This window comes from Flavobacterium sp. UBA2787, from assembly GCA_002352205.1.
GTDB lineage: Bacteria > Bacteroidota > Bacteroidia > Flavobacteriales > Flavobacteriaceae > Flavobacterium.
Genome location: DEHZ01000014.1, coordinates 77,186 through 94,216, shown reverse-complemented (window position 1 = coordinate 94,216; position 17,031 = coordinate 77,186). Strand labels below are relative to the sequence as shown.

Below are 17,031 nucleotides of genomic sequence, written 5' to 3'. Positions count from 1 at the left end.
ACAAATCAAATTTAGTTACAAAAAAATGAAACTTGCACTTGTTTTCGCTTCAAATAATCCAAATAAAATTAAAGAAATTCAGTTATTACTTCCAAATGAAATTACGATTTTAAGCTTAGAAGAAATTGGTTGTTTTGAAGATATTCCCGAAACAGCACCCACCATTGAAGGAAATGCTATCCTAAAAGCCAATTATGTAACCGAAAAATATGGTTATTCCTGTTTTGCCGATGATACCGGTTTGGAAGTGGCAGCATTAAACGGCGAACCCGGTGTTTATTCAGCACGTTATGCAGGAGAACAAAAAAATGCAGATGACAATATGAATAAATTACTTGCTAATTTAGCTGATAAAGAAAATAGAAATGCTCAATTCAAAACCGTTATTTGTTTAAATTTGGATGGAAATCAACACTTATTCGAAGGTATAATCAAAGGTGAAATCATCAACAAAAAAATAGGCTCAGAAGGATTTGGTTACGACCCAATTTTCATACCAAACGGCTATTCTAAAACCTTCGCAGAGATGCCAATTGCCGAAAAATCCAAAATTAGTCATCGTGGTTTAGCAGTTGAAAAATTGGTTGCGTTTTTAACTAAATAATTTGTATTTCAAGCAAACTTTCTGTCTTATCTTCCATCTTCCCTCTTCCATCTCCCATCCTTTTCTCCCAACTATTTAAAAATCAATCACTAACATCATTAGCTTTTGTAATTTTAAAACCGTACCTTTGCACCCAATTTAAAATATTTTATGAGTAAATTTGAACAATTAGGATTGAGTGAGTCGCTACAACGTGCGATTATCGATCTAGGATTTGAAAATCCGACCGAAGTACAGGAAAAAGCGATTCCCCTCTTATTGGAACAAGAAACAGATTTAGTTGCGTTGGCTCAAACTGGGACAGGGAAAACGGCAGCATTTGGTTTCCCGCTAATCCAAAAAATTGATGCGAACAATAGAAATACGCAAGCTTTAATTTTATCACCAACTCGCGAACTTTGTTTGCAGATTACGAACGAAATTAAGTTGTACTCCAAGTACGAAAAAGGCCTGAATGTAGTAGCTGTTTATGGTGGTGCTAGCATCTCCGAACAAGCCAGAGAAGTAAAACGTGGTGCACAAATCATCGTGGCAACCCCAGGAAGAATGCAAGACATGATTAACAGAGGGTTGGTAAACATCACTCAAATTAATTACTGTATTCTTGACGAAGCAGACGAAATGTTGAATATGGGATTCTACGAAGACATCGTAAGCATTCTTTCAACAACTCCTGACGAAAAAAATACGTGGTTATTCTCGGCTACAATGCCGGTTGAAGTTTCTCGTATTGCCAAAAAATTCATGCACGATCCGGTAGAAATTACCGTGGGTACAAAAAATTCAGGTTCTGCTACAGTTTCACACGAATTTTATTTAGTGAATGCTCGTGATCGTTATGAAGCGTTAAAACGTTTAGCCGATGCCAATCCGGATATCTTTTCGGTAGTATTTTGTAGAACCAAAAGAGATACACAAGCTGTTGCCGAAAAATTAATCGAAGACGGATACAATGCTGCTGCTTTGCACGGCGATTTATCGCAAGCTCAACGAGATGGCGTAATGAAATCGTTCCGTGGTCGTCAAATTCAAATGTTAGTTGCGACCGATGTTGCTGCTCGTGGAATTGACGTTGATAACATCACTCACGTGGTAAACTATCAATTGCCGGATGAAATTGAAACCTATAATCACCGTTCAGGCCGTACTGGTCGTGCCGGAAAATTAGGAACTTCCATCGTAATTGTAACGAAAAGTGAATTGCGTAAAATTTCGTCTATCGAAAGAATCATCAAACAAAAATTTGAAGAAAAAACAATTCCTTCCGGAATCGAAATCTGCGAAATCCAATTATTACACTTAGCTACTAAAATTAAAGATACCGAAGTAGATCACGAAATTGACAACTATCTTCCGGCAATCAACGAAGTTTTAGAAGGTTTAAGTAAAGAAGAATTAATTAAGAAAATGGTTTCTGTTGAATTTAACCGCTTCATTAATTACTATAAAAAGAACAGAGATTTATCTTCACAAGCTTCCGGTTCAGACCGTCGTGAAGAAAGAGCACCAAGAGAAAATACCAGCGGAGCAACGCGTTACTTCGTAAACATCGGATCTAGAGACAATTTTGATTGGATGCAACTGAAAGATTTCTTGCGTGATACTTTGGAATTAGGTCGCGAAGATGTGTATAAAGTAGATGTAAAAGAAGGTTTCTCTTTCTTTAATACAGACGAAGAACATACTGATAAAGTAATGGGAATTCTTAACGGAATGGAAATTGAAGGTCGCAGAATCAACGTAGAAATTTCTAAAAATGATGGTGGCGGAAGACGTGACCACAACGGAAGAAGTTCTGGTGGTGGCGGTGGATTCAGAGGAGAAAGAAGCTCAGGACAACGCAGCGGTGGTTTCGGACCAAGAAAAGAAGGTGGCGGAGCTCCAAGATCAGACAGACGTGAAGGCGGATTCAGACCAAGAACAGAAAGCGGATCGTCAGACAGACCAAGAAGAACAGAAGGCGACAGACCAGCAAGCCGTTCTTTTGAAGCTGCAAAAACCAGAAGACCAAGAAGAAGCTAACATCATTTGTTAATTTTCTTATAATTATACAGAAACTACAAAATATATTCTTGTGATTTAGTACTTTTAAACCGTTAAATCATTTTATGAAATATTTTGTAGTTTTTTTATTGTTTATCGCTTTTCAACTTACCGCTCAGGATAAAGAAAGAACCGAAAAAGTATCCGGAACGGTACTTAACGATAGTGATTCTAAACCGCTGTCAAATGTGAACATTATCAATATGAATTCTGTTCGCGGAAGCATCTCAGACAACAATGGTGTTTTCGAAATCAGCGTGCAAGTCAACGATACACTACATATTTCGTTAATCGGGTTTCAATCTATTCGTGTTCGTGTTACAAACGACTGGATCAAATCAAAAAATACACAAATAAAACTAACCGAAAAAGCAATTGCTTTAGAAGAAGTAGTTTTAACACCTTATAATTTAACCGGCTACCTTCAAGTAGATGCAAAACTTATTCCTATAAACAGCAATCAACGTTACGGAATTTCAGGTCTAAACTATGGCTACGAAGCCGGACAATATTCGCCAAATGCATTCAATCGAGTACTTGGCTCAATATTTAATCCTACCGACATGCTCTACAATTTCTTCGGAAACAAGCCCCGCGAACTCCGTAAGCTAAAAGAAATGAAGAAAGATGATACGGTACGAAACCTATTAGAATCCAAATTCGATCGCGAAACGATTGCCATCATGCTTGGCATCGACAAAAAAGAAATACCGGAAATTTTAGAACGCTGTAATTACTCCGAATCCTTCATCAAAACCGCCAACGATCTTCAGGTTTTAGATGCAATTAATGATTGCTACGAAGAATACAAAATCTTAAAAAGAAAATAGTTTTCAGTTGTCTGTTGTCCGTTGTCTGTCAACCGATAACTGATAACCGACAACGGATAAGAAGCGAATGGCTCGGGCATTTCCAGCCATCCATTTTCCCGCTATCCGCTCTATCTTTTGTTCCGTAAACTCCACAAAAGGATGCCGCTACTATCGGGGCTAAAAAGTAAACAAATCGCCTACTTGGAAACAAAAACCGGCTAAAAAAATTTCTCACAGAAAACACAGAATCCACAGAAAATCCGAAACCCGAAACCCGCAACCCGCAACTCTCACCCCTCCAAAAACCTCTCCTCAATCCTATCAATATCCTTAATCGATTTTCTAGCCCAATCAATTCGTTTCAAAAAAATTTCCTCATCACTCAATTTCCAATTCAACTCAGAATTCCGTAATCGATTTGTCAAATTTTGCAAAATAATCGCTGCCGCAACCGAAATATTCAAACTTTCAGAAAATCCTACCATCGGAATTTTCAAAAAACAATCGGCTTGAGCCATTACATCTTCTGATAAACCATCTCTTTCCGTTCCAAAAAATAATGCCGATTTTTTAGAAACATCAAAATCATCCAACAAGTATGAATCATTATGAGGAGAAGTGGCCACAATTTGATATCCTTTTTCTTTCAAAGCATTTATGCACGATTGATTCGTTTGATATTGATTTACATCTACCCATTTTTGAGCTCCCATGGCAATTTCTGCATCAATACTTTTACCAAATTTCTGTTCAACCACATGAAGTTCCTGAATTCCAAAAACATCACAACTCCGCATAACGGCACTTGTGTTATGCATTTGAAACACATCTTCAATGGCTACGGTAAAATGTTTTGTTCTAAATTGTAATACTTCTAAAAACTTTGATTTTCTGCTTTCGGTCAAAAAACCTTCTAAATAAGCAAGGTATTCAATCGTAGTTAACTTTTCATTCATACAAAATTGGTTTTTAACTCTTAAGTTATTATCTTGGCTACATCAAAAAAAAAGGTATGACACAAGAAGAATTATTGCCCCTAATTTACAAAAAAGATGATAGGGCCTTCACACTTTTGTATGACATGTACTCAAAAAGTCTCTTTGGTGTAATCAGCAACCTGATTAAAGACCGTGAAGAAGCTGAAGATGTTTTGCAAGATGTATTTGTAAAAATATGGAAAAATATCGATTCTTATAGTGAAGACAAAGGCAGGTTTTATACTTGGATTGTCAATATAGCCAGAAATAGTTCTATTGATAAGCTTCGCTCAAAAGGATTTAATAACAGTCAAAAAAACCTATCGGCAGATAATTTCGTACATCTACTTGACGATAACACAAGAATGAACAATAAGATTGATTCCATCGGAATTCAAGAATTTGTTAAAAAACTAAAACCTAAATGCATTAAGATTATCGACTTATTATTCTTTAAAGGCTACACCCAACAAGAAGCGTCAGACGAACTTGAAATTCCGTTAGGAACCGTTAAAACACAAAACAGAAACTGTATTAACGAATTAAGAAACTTATTACAAGTATCATGAGTACACAAGAATATATAGAATCAGGAATTCTGGAATTGTATGTCTACGGTAAATTAAACGACTCCGAAGTTGAAGAGGTCGTTAAAATGGCCAAACAACATGCGGAAATTCGAGCGGAAATTATTGAGATAGAAAACGCAATGGTTTATTTATCAGGAAGCGTTGCTCCTCGTTTGTCCGGCAAAAATTATGAAGCCATCAAACAACAAATTTTTGGTAGCGAAACCAAAGTAGTCGATTTAAAACCGGAAGTAAAACCAAAATCGGGCATCAGTCAGTATCTCGGATGGGCGGCAGCAATTGTTTTCCTTGTGGGAGGCGGTTATTTATATCAGCAAGTGGAAGGTAAAAAAGAAGCTATTGCTAACATCGAAAAAGAAAAAGGCAAATTACAAGAAGCCGTTGTTGATTTGGAATTGAAAAACAAAGCAAACGAAGAAGCTTTGGCATTGGTTAGAGATCCAAAAAATACGATTGTGCCTTTAGCCGGTCAAGAAGTTTCGCCAACCTCTTTTGCTAAAGTATATTGGAATCAAGAAACACAAACGGTTTATATCGATGGAGCCGGATTACCTGAACCACCGGAAGGTTATGTCTATCAAGTCTGGGCTTTAAAATTAAACCCTTTAACTCCATTAAGCATTGGTCTTTTGGATGACTTTAAAGGAGATAACAAACGTCTGTTCCCGGTTGACAATGTCGTAGAAGCCGAAGCCTTCGGTATCACATTAGAACCCGCAGGCGGAAGTGTAAGTCCAACTTTAGAACAGTTGTACACCTTAGGAAAAGTTTAAAAATATATAAATCAAAACCCTTTCACATTGAGAGGGTTTCTTTTTGCTTATGAAAAAATTAGTAGTTTTAAGTGGAGCCGGAATTAGTGCAGAAAGTGGCATCAAAACCTTTCGTGATGCTGACGGACTTTGGGAAGGTCATGACATCATGGAAGTAGCTTCTCCACTGGGTTGGAATAACAATCCAGAACTTGTTTTAGATTTTTACAATAAAAGAAGAAAGCAGTTGCATGAGGTTCAACCCAATCAAGGACATTATATTTTAGCCGAATTAGAAAAACATTTTGATGTGCATATCATCACTCAAAACGTAGATAATTTGCATGAAAAAGCAGGAAGCACTAAGGTTTTACACTTGCATGGCGAATTATTAAAAGTCAGGAGCACAAAAGATGAAAATTATATTTTGGATTGGAGTGACGATTTAACCACTGCTCATAAAGATCCTAACGGAAACCAAATGCGACCCCATATTGTTTGGTTTGGCGAAGATGTTCCTGCTATTGAAGAAGCTATTGATTTGGCAGAGCAAGCTGATATTTTTATCGTAATCGGAACTTCATTACAAGTATATCCGGCAGCCGGAATCATGCATTATACAAAGGCTGAAACTCCTGTTTTCTATATTGATCCAAAACCGGCAAGTGTGGTTCAATTAGCAAATTCGTTAGAAATAATTCCGCTTTCCGGTTCAGAAGGAATAATGAAGCTGAAAGATCGATTATTGCTATTGAAATAATTATTTTAAGAAAATATTCTTCCAAACTTTGTAATAAAATCCTATAATTACAAGTGTAAAAGCTAATGGAATTCCTGTTTCAACTAATTCTTCAGGTCGGTTATCCAAAAACAAATGAAGAATAAAAATATTGAATATAATAGGTAATAAAACAATTGCTCCTACTAATCTGGTTCTTGGAATAAGCAACAAAATTCCAGACAAAATCTGAAAAAAACCAACCACTTTTAACATCCCTGATTGACACATTCCGGTAATAACCTGCTGATATACTAACGGAATTGTACTAGTTTCATCATACACTTTACAAGGTGATAAAAAATGTTTATTTAAACCTTTGTAGATAAAAAATAAACCTAAAATGATACTTAATACAACAATCAAAAGTTCTAAACCTCTCTTCATGTTTTTTTTTATTTTTAATTAATCTAAATTGCAATTGCAATAATACTATAATTTTATAAAAAAACATAGAATCTAACAAACTTTTTCATTTCCTTTTCTTGACTAGAAAAACTATATTTGCAGTTCGAAAAAACCTGATAAATTCGAAAAATCAACCCAACAACACAACTACTATGCATCCTTTAAATGAACTTAACGCCATTTCTCCAATAGACGGAAGATACCGCAATAAAACCGTTTCGTTAGCAGCTTACTTTTCAGAAGAAGCTCTAATAAAATACAGAGTTTTGGTTGAAATTGAATATTTTATTGCTCTTTGTCAAATTCCTCTACCACAATTAAAATCGGTGGATGCAAGTGTTTTTGAAAAATTGAGAGATTTGTATCGTAACTTTTCTACTGAAGATGCTTTATCCATCAAAGAAATTGAAAAAACGACCAATCACGATGTAAAAGCAGTTGAATATTTTATCAAAAATGGATTTGACAAATTAGGTTTAGAAAATCACAAAGAATTTATTCATTTTGGGTTAACGTCACAAGACATCAATAATACAGCGATTCCGCTTTCTGTGAAAGAGAGTTTTGAAAAAGTATATTTACCACTTTTAGTCAATGTCATTTCAAAATTAAAAGACTTGAGTCAGGAATGGAGAGATGTTCCAATGCTTGCACGTACACACGGGCAGCCTGCCTCTCCTACCCGCTTAGGAAAAGAATTTAGTGTTTTTGTAGAACGTTTAGAAGAACAAATGCGTCAGTTATTCAACATTCCGTTTGCAGCAAAATTTGGTGGTGCAACCGGAAATTATAATGCTCATCACGTAGCTTATCCGCAAATTGATTGGAAAAAATTCGGAACTTCTTTTGTGGAAGATACATTAGGACTTCATCATTCTTTCCCAACCACACAAATAGAACATTACGATCATATTGCAGCTTATTTTGATTGTTTAAAAAGAATCAATACCATTTTAATCGATTTAGATAGAGATATTTGGACGTATGTTTCGATGGATTATTTCAAACAAAAAATTAAAGCAGGCGAAATTGGTTCATCGGCCATGCCACATAAAGTAAACCCAATTGATTTTGAAAATTCAGAAGGAAATTTAGGTATTGCCAATGCTATTTTTGAACATCTTTCAGCCAAATTACCGCTTTCTCGTTTGCAACGCGATTTAACTGATAGCACGGTTTTACGTAATATCGGTGTGCCTATCGGACATACTTTAATTGGTTTTGAAGCCACTTTGAAAGGATTAGGTAAATTGCTTTTAAACCAATCCAAATTAGAAGAAGATTTAGAACGAAATTGGGCAGTTGTAGCCGAAGCAATTCAAACTATCTTGCGAAGAGAAGGTTATCCAAATCCGTATGAAGCATTGAAAGGTCTGACTAGAACCAATGAAGTGATGAACCAAAAAACAATTCATGAATTCATTCAAACGTTAGCCATTTCTGAAGATATAAAAGCCGAATTACTGCAAATTACACCAGCCAATTATTTAGGAATCTAGTTTTATTTTAAAAAAACAAACCTCATTTTACAAAAAAAAGCTGTAGATTTAAAGCATGCCACAAAACAAAATTTTAATTCTATTTGCTCATCCCCTGTTTGAAAAATCGTTTGTCAATCAGGAGCTCGTTCGTCATATCCCTTTTTCAAACCACATTACTTTTCATGATTTGTATGAAGAATATCCTGAATTTGATATCAATGTAAAACACGAGCAAAATTTATTGGAAAAACACGATATTATTATATGGCATCATCCCATGTATTGGTATAGTTGTCCACCATTACTAAAACAATGGATTGATATGGTTTTAGAATACGATTGGGCTTACGGTAAAAACGGAAATGCCTTAAACGGAAAATCAATTTTTCAAGTAATAACTACCGGCGGAGCTAAGGAAAACTATTGTGCAACGGGAAAAGACCGTTTCTCAATTCCTGAACTATTAGAGCCTTTTAATCAAACCGCAAAAGTTTGCAAAATGAATTATTTGCCACCTTTTGTTGTGCACGGTACGCATAAAATGAACGAAGAAGAAGTTTTTAATCATGCTAAAACCTATGCTGAATTATTACTTTTTTTAACCAAAAACGAAATCAATTCCGAAGAAATCAATCGTAATTTCTACATGAATGAATGGTTTTTAAAAATAAAATCAAATGGATAACGGATTTTTTATACAAGCCATCATCTATTTAACTTCGGCCATTGTTTGTGTTCCGATAGCTAAGAAATTGGGATTAAGTTCCATTTTAGGCTATCTTTTTGCCGGAATTTTTATCGGTCCGTTTGTTTTAGGATTCATTGGTAACGAAGGCGAAGACATCATGCACTTTGCAGAGTTTGGTGTGGTTATGATGTTATTCCTTATCGGATTAGAACTTGATCCCTATAAATTCTGGAAGATGCGAAAATTCATCCTTGGAATGGGTTCTATGCAATTAATTGGAAGTGCAATTGTCATATTTATACTTTGCCAACTATTTTTAGATTGGTCTTGGCAGACAACAGTTGTGATAGCCTTGGCACTTTCACTTTCTTCGACAGCTATAGTTTTACAAACTTTAAAAGAAAAAGGACTTTCACAAACTTCGATGGGAAGATCTTCTTTTGCCGTTTTACTTTTTCAAGACATTGCAGTGATTCCAATTTTAGCGATTATTCCGCTAATGGTTTCAGGAAGTACTGTTGAAGCAGAGAATTTACATTCCTCATTAATATCCGATTTTGATGCTTGGATTCAGACACTTATAGTTGCTGCGACAATTATTGCAGTATATTTTAGCGGAAGATTGATAGTAATTCCGGTTCTTAGAATGGTTGCAAAAACTCGTTTGCAAGAATTGTTCACAGCATCTGCTTTATTATTGGTTGTAGCCGTTTCCTATTTGATGCAATTGGTGGGATTAAGCCCTGCTCTTGGTGCATTTTTGGCCGGAGTTGTATTAGCCAATTCTGAATTCCGACATGAATTAGAAGGCGACATTGCTCCGTTTAAAGGATTATTGTTAGGTTTATTTTTTATTGGTGTTGGAGCTTCCATTAATTTTAAATTAATTATTGATAATCCGATTTTTATTCTAGTATTTGGAGCAATTTTTACTGCGGTTAAGTTTTTTGTGCTTTTCGGAATTGGGAAATTTTATAAAAAAAGTAATGACCAAAACTTATTGTTTTCGTTTGGATTAAGTCAAGCCGGTGAATTTGGTTTTGTAATTCTTAGCTTTTCGATGCAATTGAATATTTTACCAAACATATTAGCCAATCAAATGATGGCGATTATTGCATTGAGTATGCTTTCGACTCCTTTTTTACTTTTAATTAATGAAAAATGGATTGATCCTTATTTTGGAGTAAAAGAAAAAGATAATAGAAAACATGATGAGATTGATGAACATAACGAAGTCATCATTGCCGGTTTTGGACACTTCGGAAGCACGATTGGACGTTTATTACGTGCCAATGGAGTAAGTGCAACTATTTTAGATAATGATTCAGATCGCGTTGATTTACTTCGTAAAATGGGTTTTAAAGTATATTATGGCGATGCCACTCGTTTAGAATTATTAAAAGCAGCCGGTGCCGAGGATGCCAAAATATTCATTGCCGCCATTGATAATCCTGAAGTGAATCTGAGTGTGGTTGAAATTTTACGTAAACATTTTCCACATTTAAATATTTTAACCCGAGCCAGAAATCGTGTGGATGCCTATGAATTAATTGATCATGGTGTTGATAAAATTTATCGTGAAACACTTTATACCGCTGTTCATTTGGGTGTTGATGCCTTGACTCAATTGGGACACAGAAAATATTCTGCCACACGTCAAGGACAGCGATTTATCAAATATGATGAAGCAGCCATTCGAAAGTTAGCTGCTAAACGACACGATAAAATGGCTTATTTAGCCACCGTGAAAGATGAAATTGAAATGCAAGAACAGTTGCTTAAAAATGATTTACATATCAATTTTTCTGCCTCAGATCATGCGTGGGATAGTGAACTTTTGAAAAAACAAATTTCTGAATAATTTTACATAAAAAAACCACGAACTCAATTGAATTCGTGGTTTTTAAATTTAATTTTTAATTAGTTATTCTAAAAGAAAACTAACATTTATGTTGGTTATAATCTCAATTTCTCCTATGGCCAGTGTTTCTTGTGAAGAATCCATTGCTTCTGCTTTCATCATCACATTTCTGTACATTGGTGGTTGATACATCGGTTGAGAATTATCCGTAATCAAGATTGCTTTTCCTACTTTTTGATTTAAGGCCGAAGCAAAATCTTCGGCTTTTTTCTTCGCATCCAAAACAGCTTGTTTTCTTGCCGTAACTTTATGCTCTTCTAATTTAGATGATTTGAATTCAATACCATTGATGTTATTAATTCCTGTATCAACCAATCCCATCATTAATTCATCATATTTTTTGATATCTTTTAAAGTAATTGTGATGGATTGTGAAGCTTGAAAATTATGTTTCTTTTTTTCATAATCATACGATTTATACAAGCTCACATTAGTGGTTTGAAAATCGGAAGTTGCAATTCCAAATTTTTTGATATACTTCACCACTTTATCCACTGTTTCATCGTTCATTTTTTTTACTTCCGCTGCATCTTTACCAGTGTTTTGAACACCTAAATTGATGACAACTTGGTCTGGAGCAACTTTTACTTTTCCTTCTCCGGAAACGGAAATCTGTGGAACTAGTTTGTTTTCTTGTGCATTCATTGACGTAGCGACTAACGTTAATAAGATAATAATTGACTTTTTCATTTTGTTTTGATTTATTTTAAAGGTCTATTTCAATTTGTATGCCAAAATTTATTCTCTTTAAATTTTTCCCATTTTAGTCAAGACAAAAAGAATAATAATCGGAATTGCCAAAAGAATTACCATCAACGTATTTTCTGTTAGCATTTGCGGTTCTTTGGAAAGTGTAATCAAATAGCCTCCAATCGCTCCGCCAAAATGTGCTGTATGACCGATGTTGTCTTTTCTGGATTTCATTCCATAAATAGAATAAAGCAAATAGCCAATTCCAAAAATATAAGCCGGAATTGGAATTGGGATAAAAAACAAATACAAATTCATATCCGGTCTAAGCAATATAGCTGCATACAAAATCCCTGTCACAGCTCCAGAAGCTCCTACTGCACGGTAATGATACTCATTTTTATGAAATTGCAAAGTCAATAAGCTCCCACACAGCAAACTTCCAAAATAAACCATTAAAAACGAAGGTACTCCTAAAAAAGCAATGACTGTTGGTGCAAAAAAATACAAGGTTAACATGTTAAAAGCTAAATGACCAATATCCACATGTAAAAAAGCAGACGTAATCATTCGAAGATGTTCACCCGAACGAATGCTACCAATGTGAAACTCATATTTTCTGAAAAAAAACTGATCATCAAATGCTTTAAAACTAATTAAAGCATTGGCAACGATAATGACAATTAAGGCAATACTCATACTAAATTTTTAGAACTGTAAAAATAACAATTGTTTCTTTACCATTTGTTAAACCTTGATTTATAAAACTGGAAATTGCTGTATATTTGCAAAAATTTTTAGCATGCAATTCATCGCTTTTATTCTGATTTACCCCCTGCTTTGGATGATTTCCATGCTTCCTTTTCGATTATTGTATTTATTATCAGACTTTTTATTCGTAATTATGTATTACATTGTTGGATATAGAAAAAATACTGTACGAAAAAATCTTTTAATTTCATTACCTCATTTGACCGATAAAGAGCGTTTGGTTATTGAAAAAAAATCATATCATCATTTGTGTGATTTGTTTTTAGAAATGATTAAAACACTAACCATTTCAGATAAAGAAATGAATAAGCGTTTCATTACCAAAAACATCGAAGTAATCAAAGAATTAGAAACAAAAGGAAAAAGCATAGCTATCATGACTGGACATTACGCCAGTTATGAATGGTCGATTTCGATGAATAAAAGTTTTAGTTTTCAAGGTTATGCCATTTATAAGAAAATTGCAAATAGTTATTTTGATAAATTGGTGCGTGACATACGATCAAAATTTGGTGCAACTTTAATTACAACCAAAGAAACGATTCCAACCATCGAAGAAAACTTTAAAAAAGGACATTTAGGGATTTATGGTTTTGCCAGTGATCAATCTCCAAAACCAACAAAAGCATTTCATTGGGGTATTTTTTTTGGAACTTCAACCCCACTTCAAACGGGAGCCGAAATGCTTTCGAAACGATTTGACATGAATATCGTTTTTATGCGAATTAGAAAAATAAAACGTGGTTTTTATGAGGCCGAGTTAGAAATTCTCTCGGATAATCCAAAAAGTGTGCCTGATTATGAGTTAACAGATTTATTCATGAAAAAGTTGGAAGATCTTATTTTAGAAGCTCCGGAATATTATTTGTGGACGCACAAACGATTTAAACTCATAAAATAGATCAAAGAAACCAGCCTTTGACCATCTCTTTTTCTAAAACCAAATCATTTTTATGACGGAAGTTATTTGTTTTTCCATCGTACAAATAATCCTCAGCCCAAGTTATATGATTTTCGGCTAATTGTTTGATACTTTCACAAACAAATTTAATTTCTTCCGTTGTGGTGGTTGGATGAATAGACATTCTAATCCAACCCGGTTTTTTGATTAAATCTCCTGATGAAATTTGACAAACCAATTCATTGGATGTTTCTTCGTCCACATGAAGCAAATAATGTCCATAAGTACCTGCACAGCTGCAACCGCCGCGGGTTTGAATTCCAAATTTATCATTTAGAATTTTAACCCCTAAATTAAAATGTAAATCTTTTATGTAAAACGAAATCACACCCAATCGATCTTTATGTTGATTGGCTAAGATGGATAAATTTTCAACATTTTCAAGTTGTTCAAAAACATAATCAACCAACTCATGCTCGCGATCAAGAATATTTTGAATACCCATTTTTTCCTTTAACTGAATAGCTAAAGCGGTTTTAATAACTTGTAAAAAACCAGGAGTACCACCATCTTCTCTATCTTCAATATTGTCGATGTATTTATGTCCGCCCCACGGATTAGTCCAAGAAACAGTTCCTCCTCCGGGACAATCCGGAACATTATTTTTGTATAAATTTTTATTAAAAACCAAAACTCCTGAAGTTCCCGGTCCGCCTAAAAATTTATGTGGAGAAAAGAAAATAGCATCTAAATAACCCTCATTATCCGGATGCATATCAATCTCAACATAAGGTCCGGAACAAGCAAAATCAACGAAACAAACACCATTATTTTGGTGCATTATTTTAGCTACTTCGTGATACGGTGTTTTAATTCCGGTAACGTTAGAGCAAGAAGTTATTGAGGCAATTTTAAAACTTCTATCGCTGTATTGTTCAACTAATTTTTTAAATTCATTTATACAAAAAAGCCCTTCTGAGTCAGCAGGAATCAAGACAACATCAGCAATTGTTTCCAGCCAGGAAGTTTGATTGGAATGATGTTCCATGTGCGAAATAAACACAATTGGTTTAATTGCTTTTGGAATTTCGGTAAACTCTTTTAGATTTTCAGAAACACGTAAACCTAAAATTCGTTGAAATTTATTCACAACTCCTGTCATTCCTGTTCCATCGGTAATCAACACATCATTTTCATTAGCATTCACGTGCTTTTTGATGATGTTTCTCGCTTGATGATAAGCCATCGTCATCGCCGTTCCTGAAATCGTTGTTTCAGTGTGTGTGTTAGCAACATACGGACCAAACTCATTCATCAATTTTTCTTCAATCGGACGATATAACCTTCCACTGGCGGTCCAATCAGTATAAACCATTTTTTGCTTGCCAAAAGGCGAAACAAATTCCTGATTGATTCCGATTATATTTTCACGAAATTGTTGAAAATACAATTCCAATTGTGTTGTCATTTCCGTAGTAATCATAACAAAAGAGTTTTGACAAAGATACATTTTTTTGGTAAATTCTATCGAATATGAAAAATGGCTTGTATTGTTAAAATAATTAAAATGTCGATTTTTTATTCTTCTATTAAAGTATATTTGAATAGTGCTTTTAAATTTTCGTAAGATGGCAAAATATCTGCTTTTTATTTTTTTCATTTCTTCAATTGCTTCATCGCAAAATAATATTTCGGTTGAACCGGCTTTTGAATTCCTTTCAAACTACCATCACGTAAGAGATTTTACGATTTCTTCCAATCAAAACGAAGCTTACTTTTCAATAGTGAGTCCGAATGAAAAATTATCAGCCATTGCATTTATGAAAAAAGTAAAAGACCAATGGAGCAAACCGGAATTAGTTTCATTTACCGGAAAATATAGAGATTTAGAACCTTTTTTATCAATCGATGGATTGAAACTTTATTTTGCTTCCAATCGACCTCTGACTGAAAATGGAGAGCCAAAAGATTTTGATATTTGGTATGTGGAACGAAAAAACAATAAAAGTGAATGGTCTGCTCCTATCAATGTTGGAAGTCCGATAAACACTACTGCCGATGAATTTTATCCCACCGTGGCAAACAACAAAAACCTTTATTACACCTCTGATTCTGATAAATCAATGGGAAAAGATGATATTTTCATGAGTGTTTGGAATGGAAAAAATTATGAAAATCCGATTCGTTTAGATGAAAGCATTAATAGTAAAGGGTATGAATTCAATGCATACATTTCTCCTGATGAAACGTTCTTGATTTATACAATTTATGGTTCGCCTGATGGTTTGGGAAGTGGCGATTTATATATTAGTTTTAAAGATAATGATGGCAATTGGAAAAAATCATTCAACTTGAAGGAATTCAATTCTGAAAGTATGGATTATTGTCCGTTTTATGATGCTTTCACACAAACATTATATTTTACAAGTAAAAGAAGTCTTCCAACCACAAAATCCTTTCAAAACTTAAAAGAATTTGAATCTGAAATTCAAAAGTATCAAAATGGATTGAGTAGAATTTATAAAGTTTCGTTGAAAGAAATAATCGAAAAAAAATAAAGTTGATGAAATTCTCTATTTTACTTTTCTTAATGTGTTTTGGATTTTGTAATGCTCAAACCATTCAAAACAACAATTACGGTACAACCGGCTATATTAAAAACGACGGAACTATTCAGGACAGAAATTACAGAACGGTTGCCTACATCAAAGAAAACGGAACAATTCAGAACAGCAATTATTCAACAATTGGTTACATCAAAAACGACGGAACCATTCAAAACAATAATTATTCTACTGTTGGTTATGTGAAAGAAAACGGAACGGTTCAAAATAACAACTATTCCACTTTAGGCTACATCAAGGATGATGGAACCGTTCAAAACAACAATTATTCTACTATTGGCTATGCTAAAGGAGTCAGAAAAGAATGGGCTGCTGTGGTGTTTTTCTTTTTTAAATTTGAAAATTAGTTGCGTCTCAATTTCTTTTTCAAAAATAAATTCACATCATTATTAATCGATTGAACATCCCAATTGGTTTGTTCACTAATTCTATCGGTAAACAAAATTCCGTTTAAATGATCTTCTTCGTGTTGAAAAATAACGGCTGTAAAACCTTCCACTATTTCTTCTTTAAAATTTCCTTTTAAATCAAAATAAGTGACTTTGATGGTATAATTTCGATATACATCTCCTCGGTCTTCGGGAATAGAGAGACACCCTTCCATTCCTTTTCGCAACAAATCGGAACGCCAAACAATTTTCGTATTAATATAAAATTCAAACGGTTCGCCGGGTTTGTCTAATCGCTGCACCCAAAATAAATTTCTATTAATCCCAACTTGCGGAGCGGCAATACCAATTCCGGGATTTTCAGGATTTTGCATTGCCAAAAGCATTCGTTTTGCTACAATCGGAATTAATTTATCTTTAGGATTCACATCGGTTGAAACTGCTTTCAAAATTTTCAATTCATTGGGTTCAGTTATCTGAATTACTTTGAACATTTGGGTTGAATCGGCTTCCAAAATAAAATCACGTTCTTCTTTAGTGAACTTTTGAGAAAAAGTCACAATCGAAATCAATAAAAAAGAAACCAGAATAGATTTTTTCAT

The 17,031-nt window shown here is 34.3% G+C and carries 18 protein-coding genes; 12 read left to right on the top strand and 6 right to left on the bottom strand.

Features of this window, described 5'->3' with window-relative positions; genetic code table 11:
• Positions 1–25 precede the first annotated feature (25 nt).
• The 3 genes from B4N66_RS12655 to B4N66_RS12645 all read left to right on the top strand — a co-directional run bounded on the left by B4N66_RS12655 (position 26) and on the right by B4N66_RS12645 (position 3,477).
• The gene (locus B4N66_RS12655; RefSeq protein WP_291095207.1) at positions 26–604 is read left to right on the top strand and encodes a non-canonical purine NTP diphosphatase; all 579 of its coding nucleotides are present in this window, start codon (positions 26–28) and stop codon (positions 602–604) included.
• 150 nt (positions 605–754) lie between these two features.
• Positions 755–2,626 (top strand): DEAD/DEAH box helicase, encoded by a 1,872-nt coding sequence (locus B4N66_RS12650; protein WP_291095206.1) that lies wholly within the window; start codon positions 755–757, stop codon positions 2,624–2,626.
• An 86-nt stretch (positions 2,627–2,712) separates the two neighbouring features.
• Complete coding sequence (locus tag B4N66_RS12645) at positions 2,713–3,477, top strand: carboxypeptidase-like regulatory domain-containing protein (RefSeq protein WP_291095205.1); 765 nt, start codon at positions 2,713–2,715, stop codon at positions 3,475–3,477.
• Positions 3,478–3,749: 272 nt separating this feature from the next.
• Here the strand turns inward: B4N66_RS12645 and B4N66_RS12640 are convergent, their stop codons facing one another.
• Positions 3,750–4,415: a TrmH family RNA methyltransferase gene (locus B4N66_RS12640; RefSeq protein ID WP_291095204.1), complete on the bottom strand. Its 666-nt coding sequence runs from the start codon at positions 4,413–4,415 to the stop codon at positions 3,750–3,752.
• A gap of 56 nt (positions 4,416–4,471) precedes the next feature.
• Here B4N66_RS12640 and B4N66_RS12635 point away from each other — a divergent pair, with 56 nt between their 5' ends.
• Genes B4N66_RS12635 through B4N66_RS12625 form a run of 3 tightly spaced genes read left to right on the top strand, consistent with a single transcriptional unit; the run spans position 4,472 to position 6,538 of the window.
• Positions 4,472–5,005: an RNA polymerase sigma factor gene (locus tag B4N66_RS12635; protein ID WP_291095203.1), complete on the top strand. Its 534-nt coding sequence runs from the start codon at positions 4,472–4,474 to the stop codon at positions 5,003–5,005.
• On the top strand, positions 5,002–5,799 hold the full coding sequence (locus B4N66_RS12630; RefSeq protein ID WP_291095202.1) for an anti-sigma factor: 798 nt from the start codon (positions 5,002–5,004) through the stop codon (positions 5,797–5,799). The genes B4N66_RS12635 and B4N66_RS12630 overlap by 4 nt, the downstream gene beginning before the upstream one ends.
• 49 nt (positions 5,800–5,848) lie before the next feature.
• A complete protein-coding gene (locus B4N66_RS12625; protein ID WP_291095201.1) occupies positions 5,849–6,538 on the top strand; it encodes an SIR2 family NAD-dependent protein deacylase in 690 nt (229 codons plus the stop codon).
• Here B4N66_RS12625 and B4N66_RS12620 read toward each other — a convergent pair whose 3' ends face one another.
• On the bottom strand, positions 6,539–6,943 hold the full coding sequence (locus B4N66_RS12620; RefSeq protein ID WP_291095200.1) for a hypothetical protein: 405 nt from the start codon (positions 6,941–6,943) through the stop codon (positions 6,539–6,541).
• 173 nt (positions 6,944–7,116) lie between these two features.
• On the opposite strand from B4N66_RS12620, the gene purB reads away from it, so the two are divergent.
• From purB to B4N66_RS12605, 3 genes are read left to right on the top strand one after another with little or no spacing between them, the layout of a single operon-like run.
• Complete coding sequence (gene purB, locus B4N66_RS12615) at positions 7,117–8,463, top strand: adenylosuccinate lyase (RefSeq protein ID WP_291095199.1); 1,347 nt, start codon at positions 7,117–7,119, stop codon at positions 8,461–8,463.
• A 55-nt stretch (positions 8,464–8,518) separates the two neighbouring features.
• A complete protein-coding gene (locus tag B4N66_RS12610; RefSeq protein WP_291095198.1) occupies positions 8,519–9,130 on the top strand; it encodes an NAD(P)H-dependent oxidoreductase in 612 nt (203 codons plus the stop codon).
• Positions 9,123–10,994 carry a monovalent cation:proton antiporter-2 (CPA2) family protein gene (locus B4N66_RS12605; protein WP_291095197.1) on the top strand — a complete coding sequence of 624 codons (1,872 nt, stop codon included), beginning with the start codon at positions 9,123–9,125 and terminating at the stop codon, positions 10,992–10,994. The genes B4N66_RS12610 and B4N66_RS12605 overlap by 8 nt, the downstream gene beginning before the upstream one ends.
• A gap of 63 nt (positions 10,995–11,057) precedes the next feature.
• Here B4N66_RS12605 and B4N66_RS12600 read toward each other — a convergent pair whose 3' ends face one another.
• Both B4N66_RS12600 and B4N66_RS12595 read right to left on the bottom strand, forming a co-directional pair.
• A complete protein-coding gene (locus tag B4N66_RS12600) occupies positions 11,058–11,744 on the bottom strand; it encodes an SIMPL domain-containing protein (protein ID WP_291095196.1) in 687 nt (228 codons plus the stop codon).
• Positions 11,745–11,801: 57 nt separating this feature from the next.
• The gene (locus B4N66_RS12595) at positions 11,802–12,443 is read right to left on the bottom strand and encodes a rhomboid family intramembrane serine protease (protein ID WP_291095195.1); all 642 of its coding nucleotides are present in this window, start codon (positions 12,441–12,443) and stop codon (positions 11,802–11,804) included.
• Positions 12,444–12,546: 103 nt separating this feature from the next.
• On the opposite strand from B4N66_RS12595, the gene B4N66_RS12590 reads away from it, so the two are divergent.
• Positions 12,547–13,416, top strand: coding sequence for a lysophospholipid acyltransferase family protein (locus tag B4N66_RS12590; protein WP_291095194.1), 870 nt, complete (start codon positions 12,547–12,549; stop codon positions 13,414–13,416).
• Position 13,417: 1 nt separating this feature from the next.
• Here B4N66_RS12590 and B4N66_RS12585 read toward each other — a convergent pair whose 3' ends face one another.
• The gene (locus B4N66_RS12585) at positions 13,418–14,899 is read right to left on the bottom strand and encodes an aminotransferase class V-fold PLP-dependent enzyme (RefSeq protein ID WP_291095193.1); all 1,482 of its coding nucleotides are present in this window, start codon (positions 14,897–14,899) and stop codon (positions 13,418–13,420) included.
• Between the two features lie 145 nt (positions 14,900–15,044).
• Here B4N66_RS12585 and B4N66_RS12580 point away from each other — a divergent pair, with 145 nt between their 5' ends.
• Entirely contained in the window at positions 15,045–15,974 is a 930-nt protein-coding gene (locus B4N66_RS12580) for a TolB family protein (RefSeq protein WP_291095192.1), read from the top strand.
• A gap of 5 nt (positions 15,975–15,979) precedes the next feature.
• Entirely contained in the window at positions 15,980–16,387 is a 408-nt protein-coding gene (locus B4N66_RS12575; RefSeq protein WP_291095191.1) for a 5-fold beta-flower protein, read from the top strand.
• Here the strand turns inward: B4N66_RS12575 and def are convergent.
• Entirely contained in the window at positions 16,384–17,031 is a 648-nt protein-coding gene (gene def / locus B4N66_RS12570) for a peptide deformylase (protein WP_291095190.1), read from the bottom strand. The genes B4N66_RS12575 and def overlap by 4 nt on opposite strands.

Excerpts from the sequence above, each read along its gene's own strand:
- B4N66_RS12640 (WP_291095204.1), bottom strand. The coding sequence starts at position 4,415 with ATGAATGAAAAGTTAACTACGATTGAATACCTTGCTTATTTAGAAGGT.
- B4N66_RS12630 (WP_291095202.1), top strand. The coding sequence starts at position 5,002 with ATGAGTACACAAGAATATATAGAATCAGGAATTCTGGAATTGTATGTC.
- B4N66_RS12645 (WP_291095205.1), top strand. The coding sequence starts at position 2,713 with ATGAAATATTTTGTAGTTTTTTTATTGTTTATCGCTTTTCAACTTACC.
- B4N66_RS12585 (WP_291095193.1), bottom strand. The coding sequence starts at position 14,899 with ATGATTACTACGGAAATGACAACACAATTGGAATTGTATTTTCAACAA.
- B4N66_RS12580 (WP_291095192.1), top strand. The coding sequence starts at position 15,045 with ATGGCAAAATATCTGCTTTTTATTTTTTTCATTTCTTCAATTGCTTCA.
- B4N66_RS12610 (WP_291095198.1), top strand. The coding sequence starts at position 8,519 with ATGCCACAAAACAAAATTTTAATTCTATTTGCTCATCCCCTGTTTGAA.
- B4N66_RS12635 (WP_291095203.1), top strand. The coding sequence starts at position 4,472 with ATGACACAAGAAGAATTATTGCCCCTAATTTACAAAAAAGATGATAGG.
- B4N66_RS12625 (WP_291095201.1), top strand. The coding sequence starts at position 5,849 with ATGAAAAAATTAGTAGTTTTAAGTGGAGCCGGAATTAGTGCAGAAAGT.
- B4N66_RS12650 (WP_291095206.1), top strand. The coding sequence starts at position 755 with ATGAGTAAATTTGAACAATTAGGATTGAGTGAGTCGCTACAACGTGCG.
- B4N66_RS12590 (WP_291095194.1), top strand. The coding sequence starts at position 12,547 with ATGCAATTCATCGCTTTTATTCTGATTTACCCCCTGCTTTGGATGATT.
- B4N66_RS12600 (WP_291095196.1), bottom strand. The coding sequence starts at position 11,744 with ATGAAAAAGTCAATTATTATCTTATTAACGTTAGTCGCTACGTCAATG.
- B4N66_RS12595 (WP_291095195.1), bottom strand. The coding sequence starts at position 12,443 with ATGAGTATTGCCTTAATTGTCATTATCGTTGCCAATGCTTTAATTAGT.
- B4N66_RS12575 (WP_291095191.1), top strand. The coding sequence starts at position 15,980 with ATGAAATTCTCTATTTTACTTTTCTTAATGTGTTTTGGATTTTGTAAT.
- purB (WP_291095199.1), top strand. The coding sequence starts at position 7,117 with ATGCATCCTTTAAATGAACTTAACGCCATTTCTCCAATAGACGGAAGA.
- B4N66_RS12605 (WP_291095197.1), top strand. The coding sequence starts at position 9,123 with ATGGATAACGGATTTTTTATACAAGCCATCATCTATTTAACTTCGGCC.
- B4N66_RS12620 (WP_291095200.1), bottom strand. The coding sequence starts at position 6,943 with ATGAAGAGAGGTTTAGAACTTTTGATTGTTGTATTAAGTATCATTTTA.
- def (WP_291095190.1), bottom strand. The coding sequence starts at position 17,031 with ATGAAAAAATCTATTCTGGTTTCTTTTTTATTGATTTCGATTGTGACT.
- B4N66_RS12655 (WP_291095207.1), top strand. The coding sequence starts at position 26 with ATGAAACTTGCACTTGTTTTCGCTTCAAATAATCCAAATAAAATTAAA.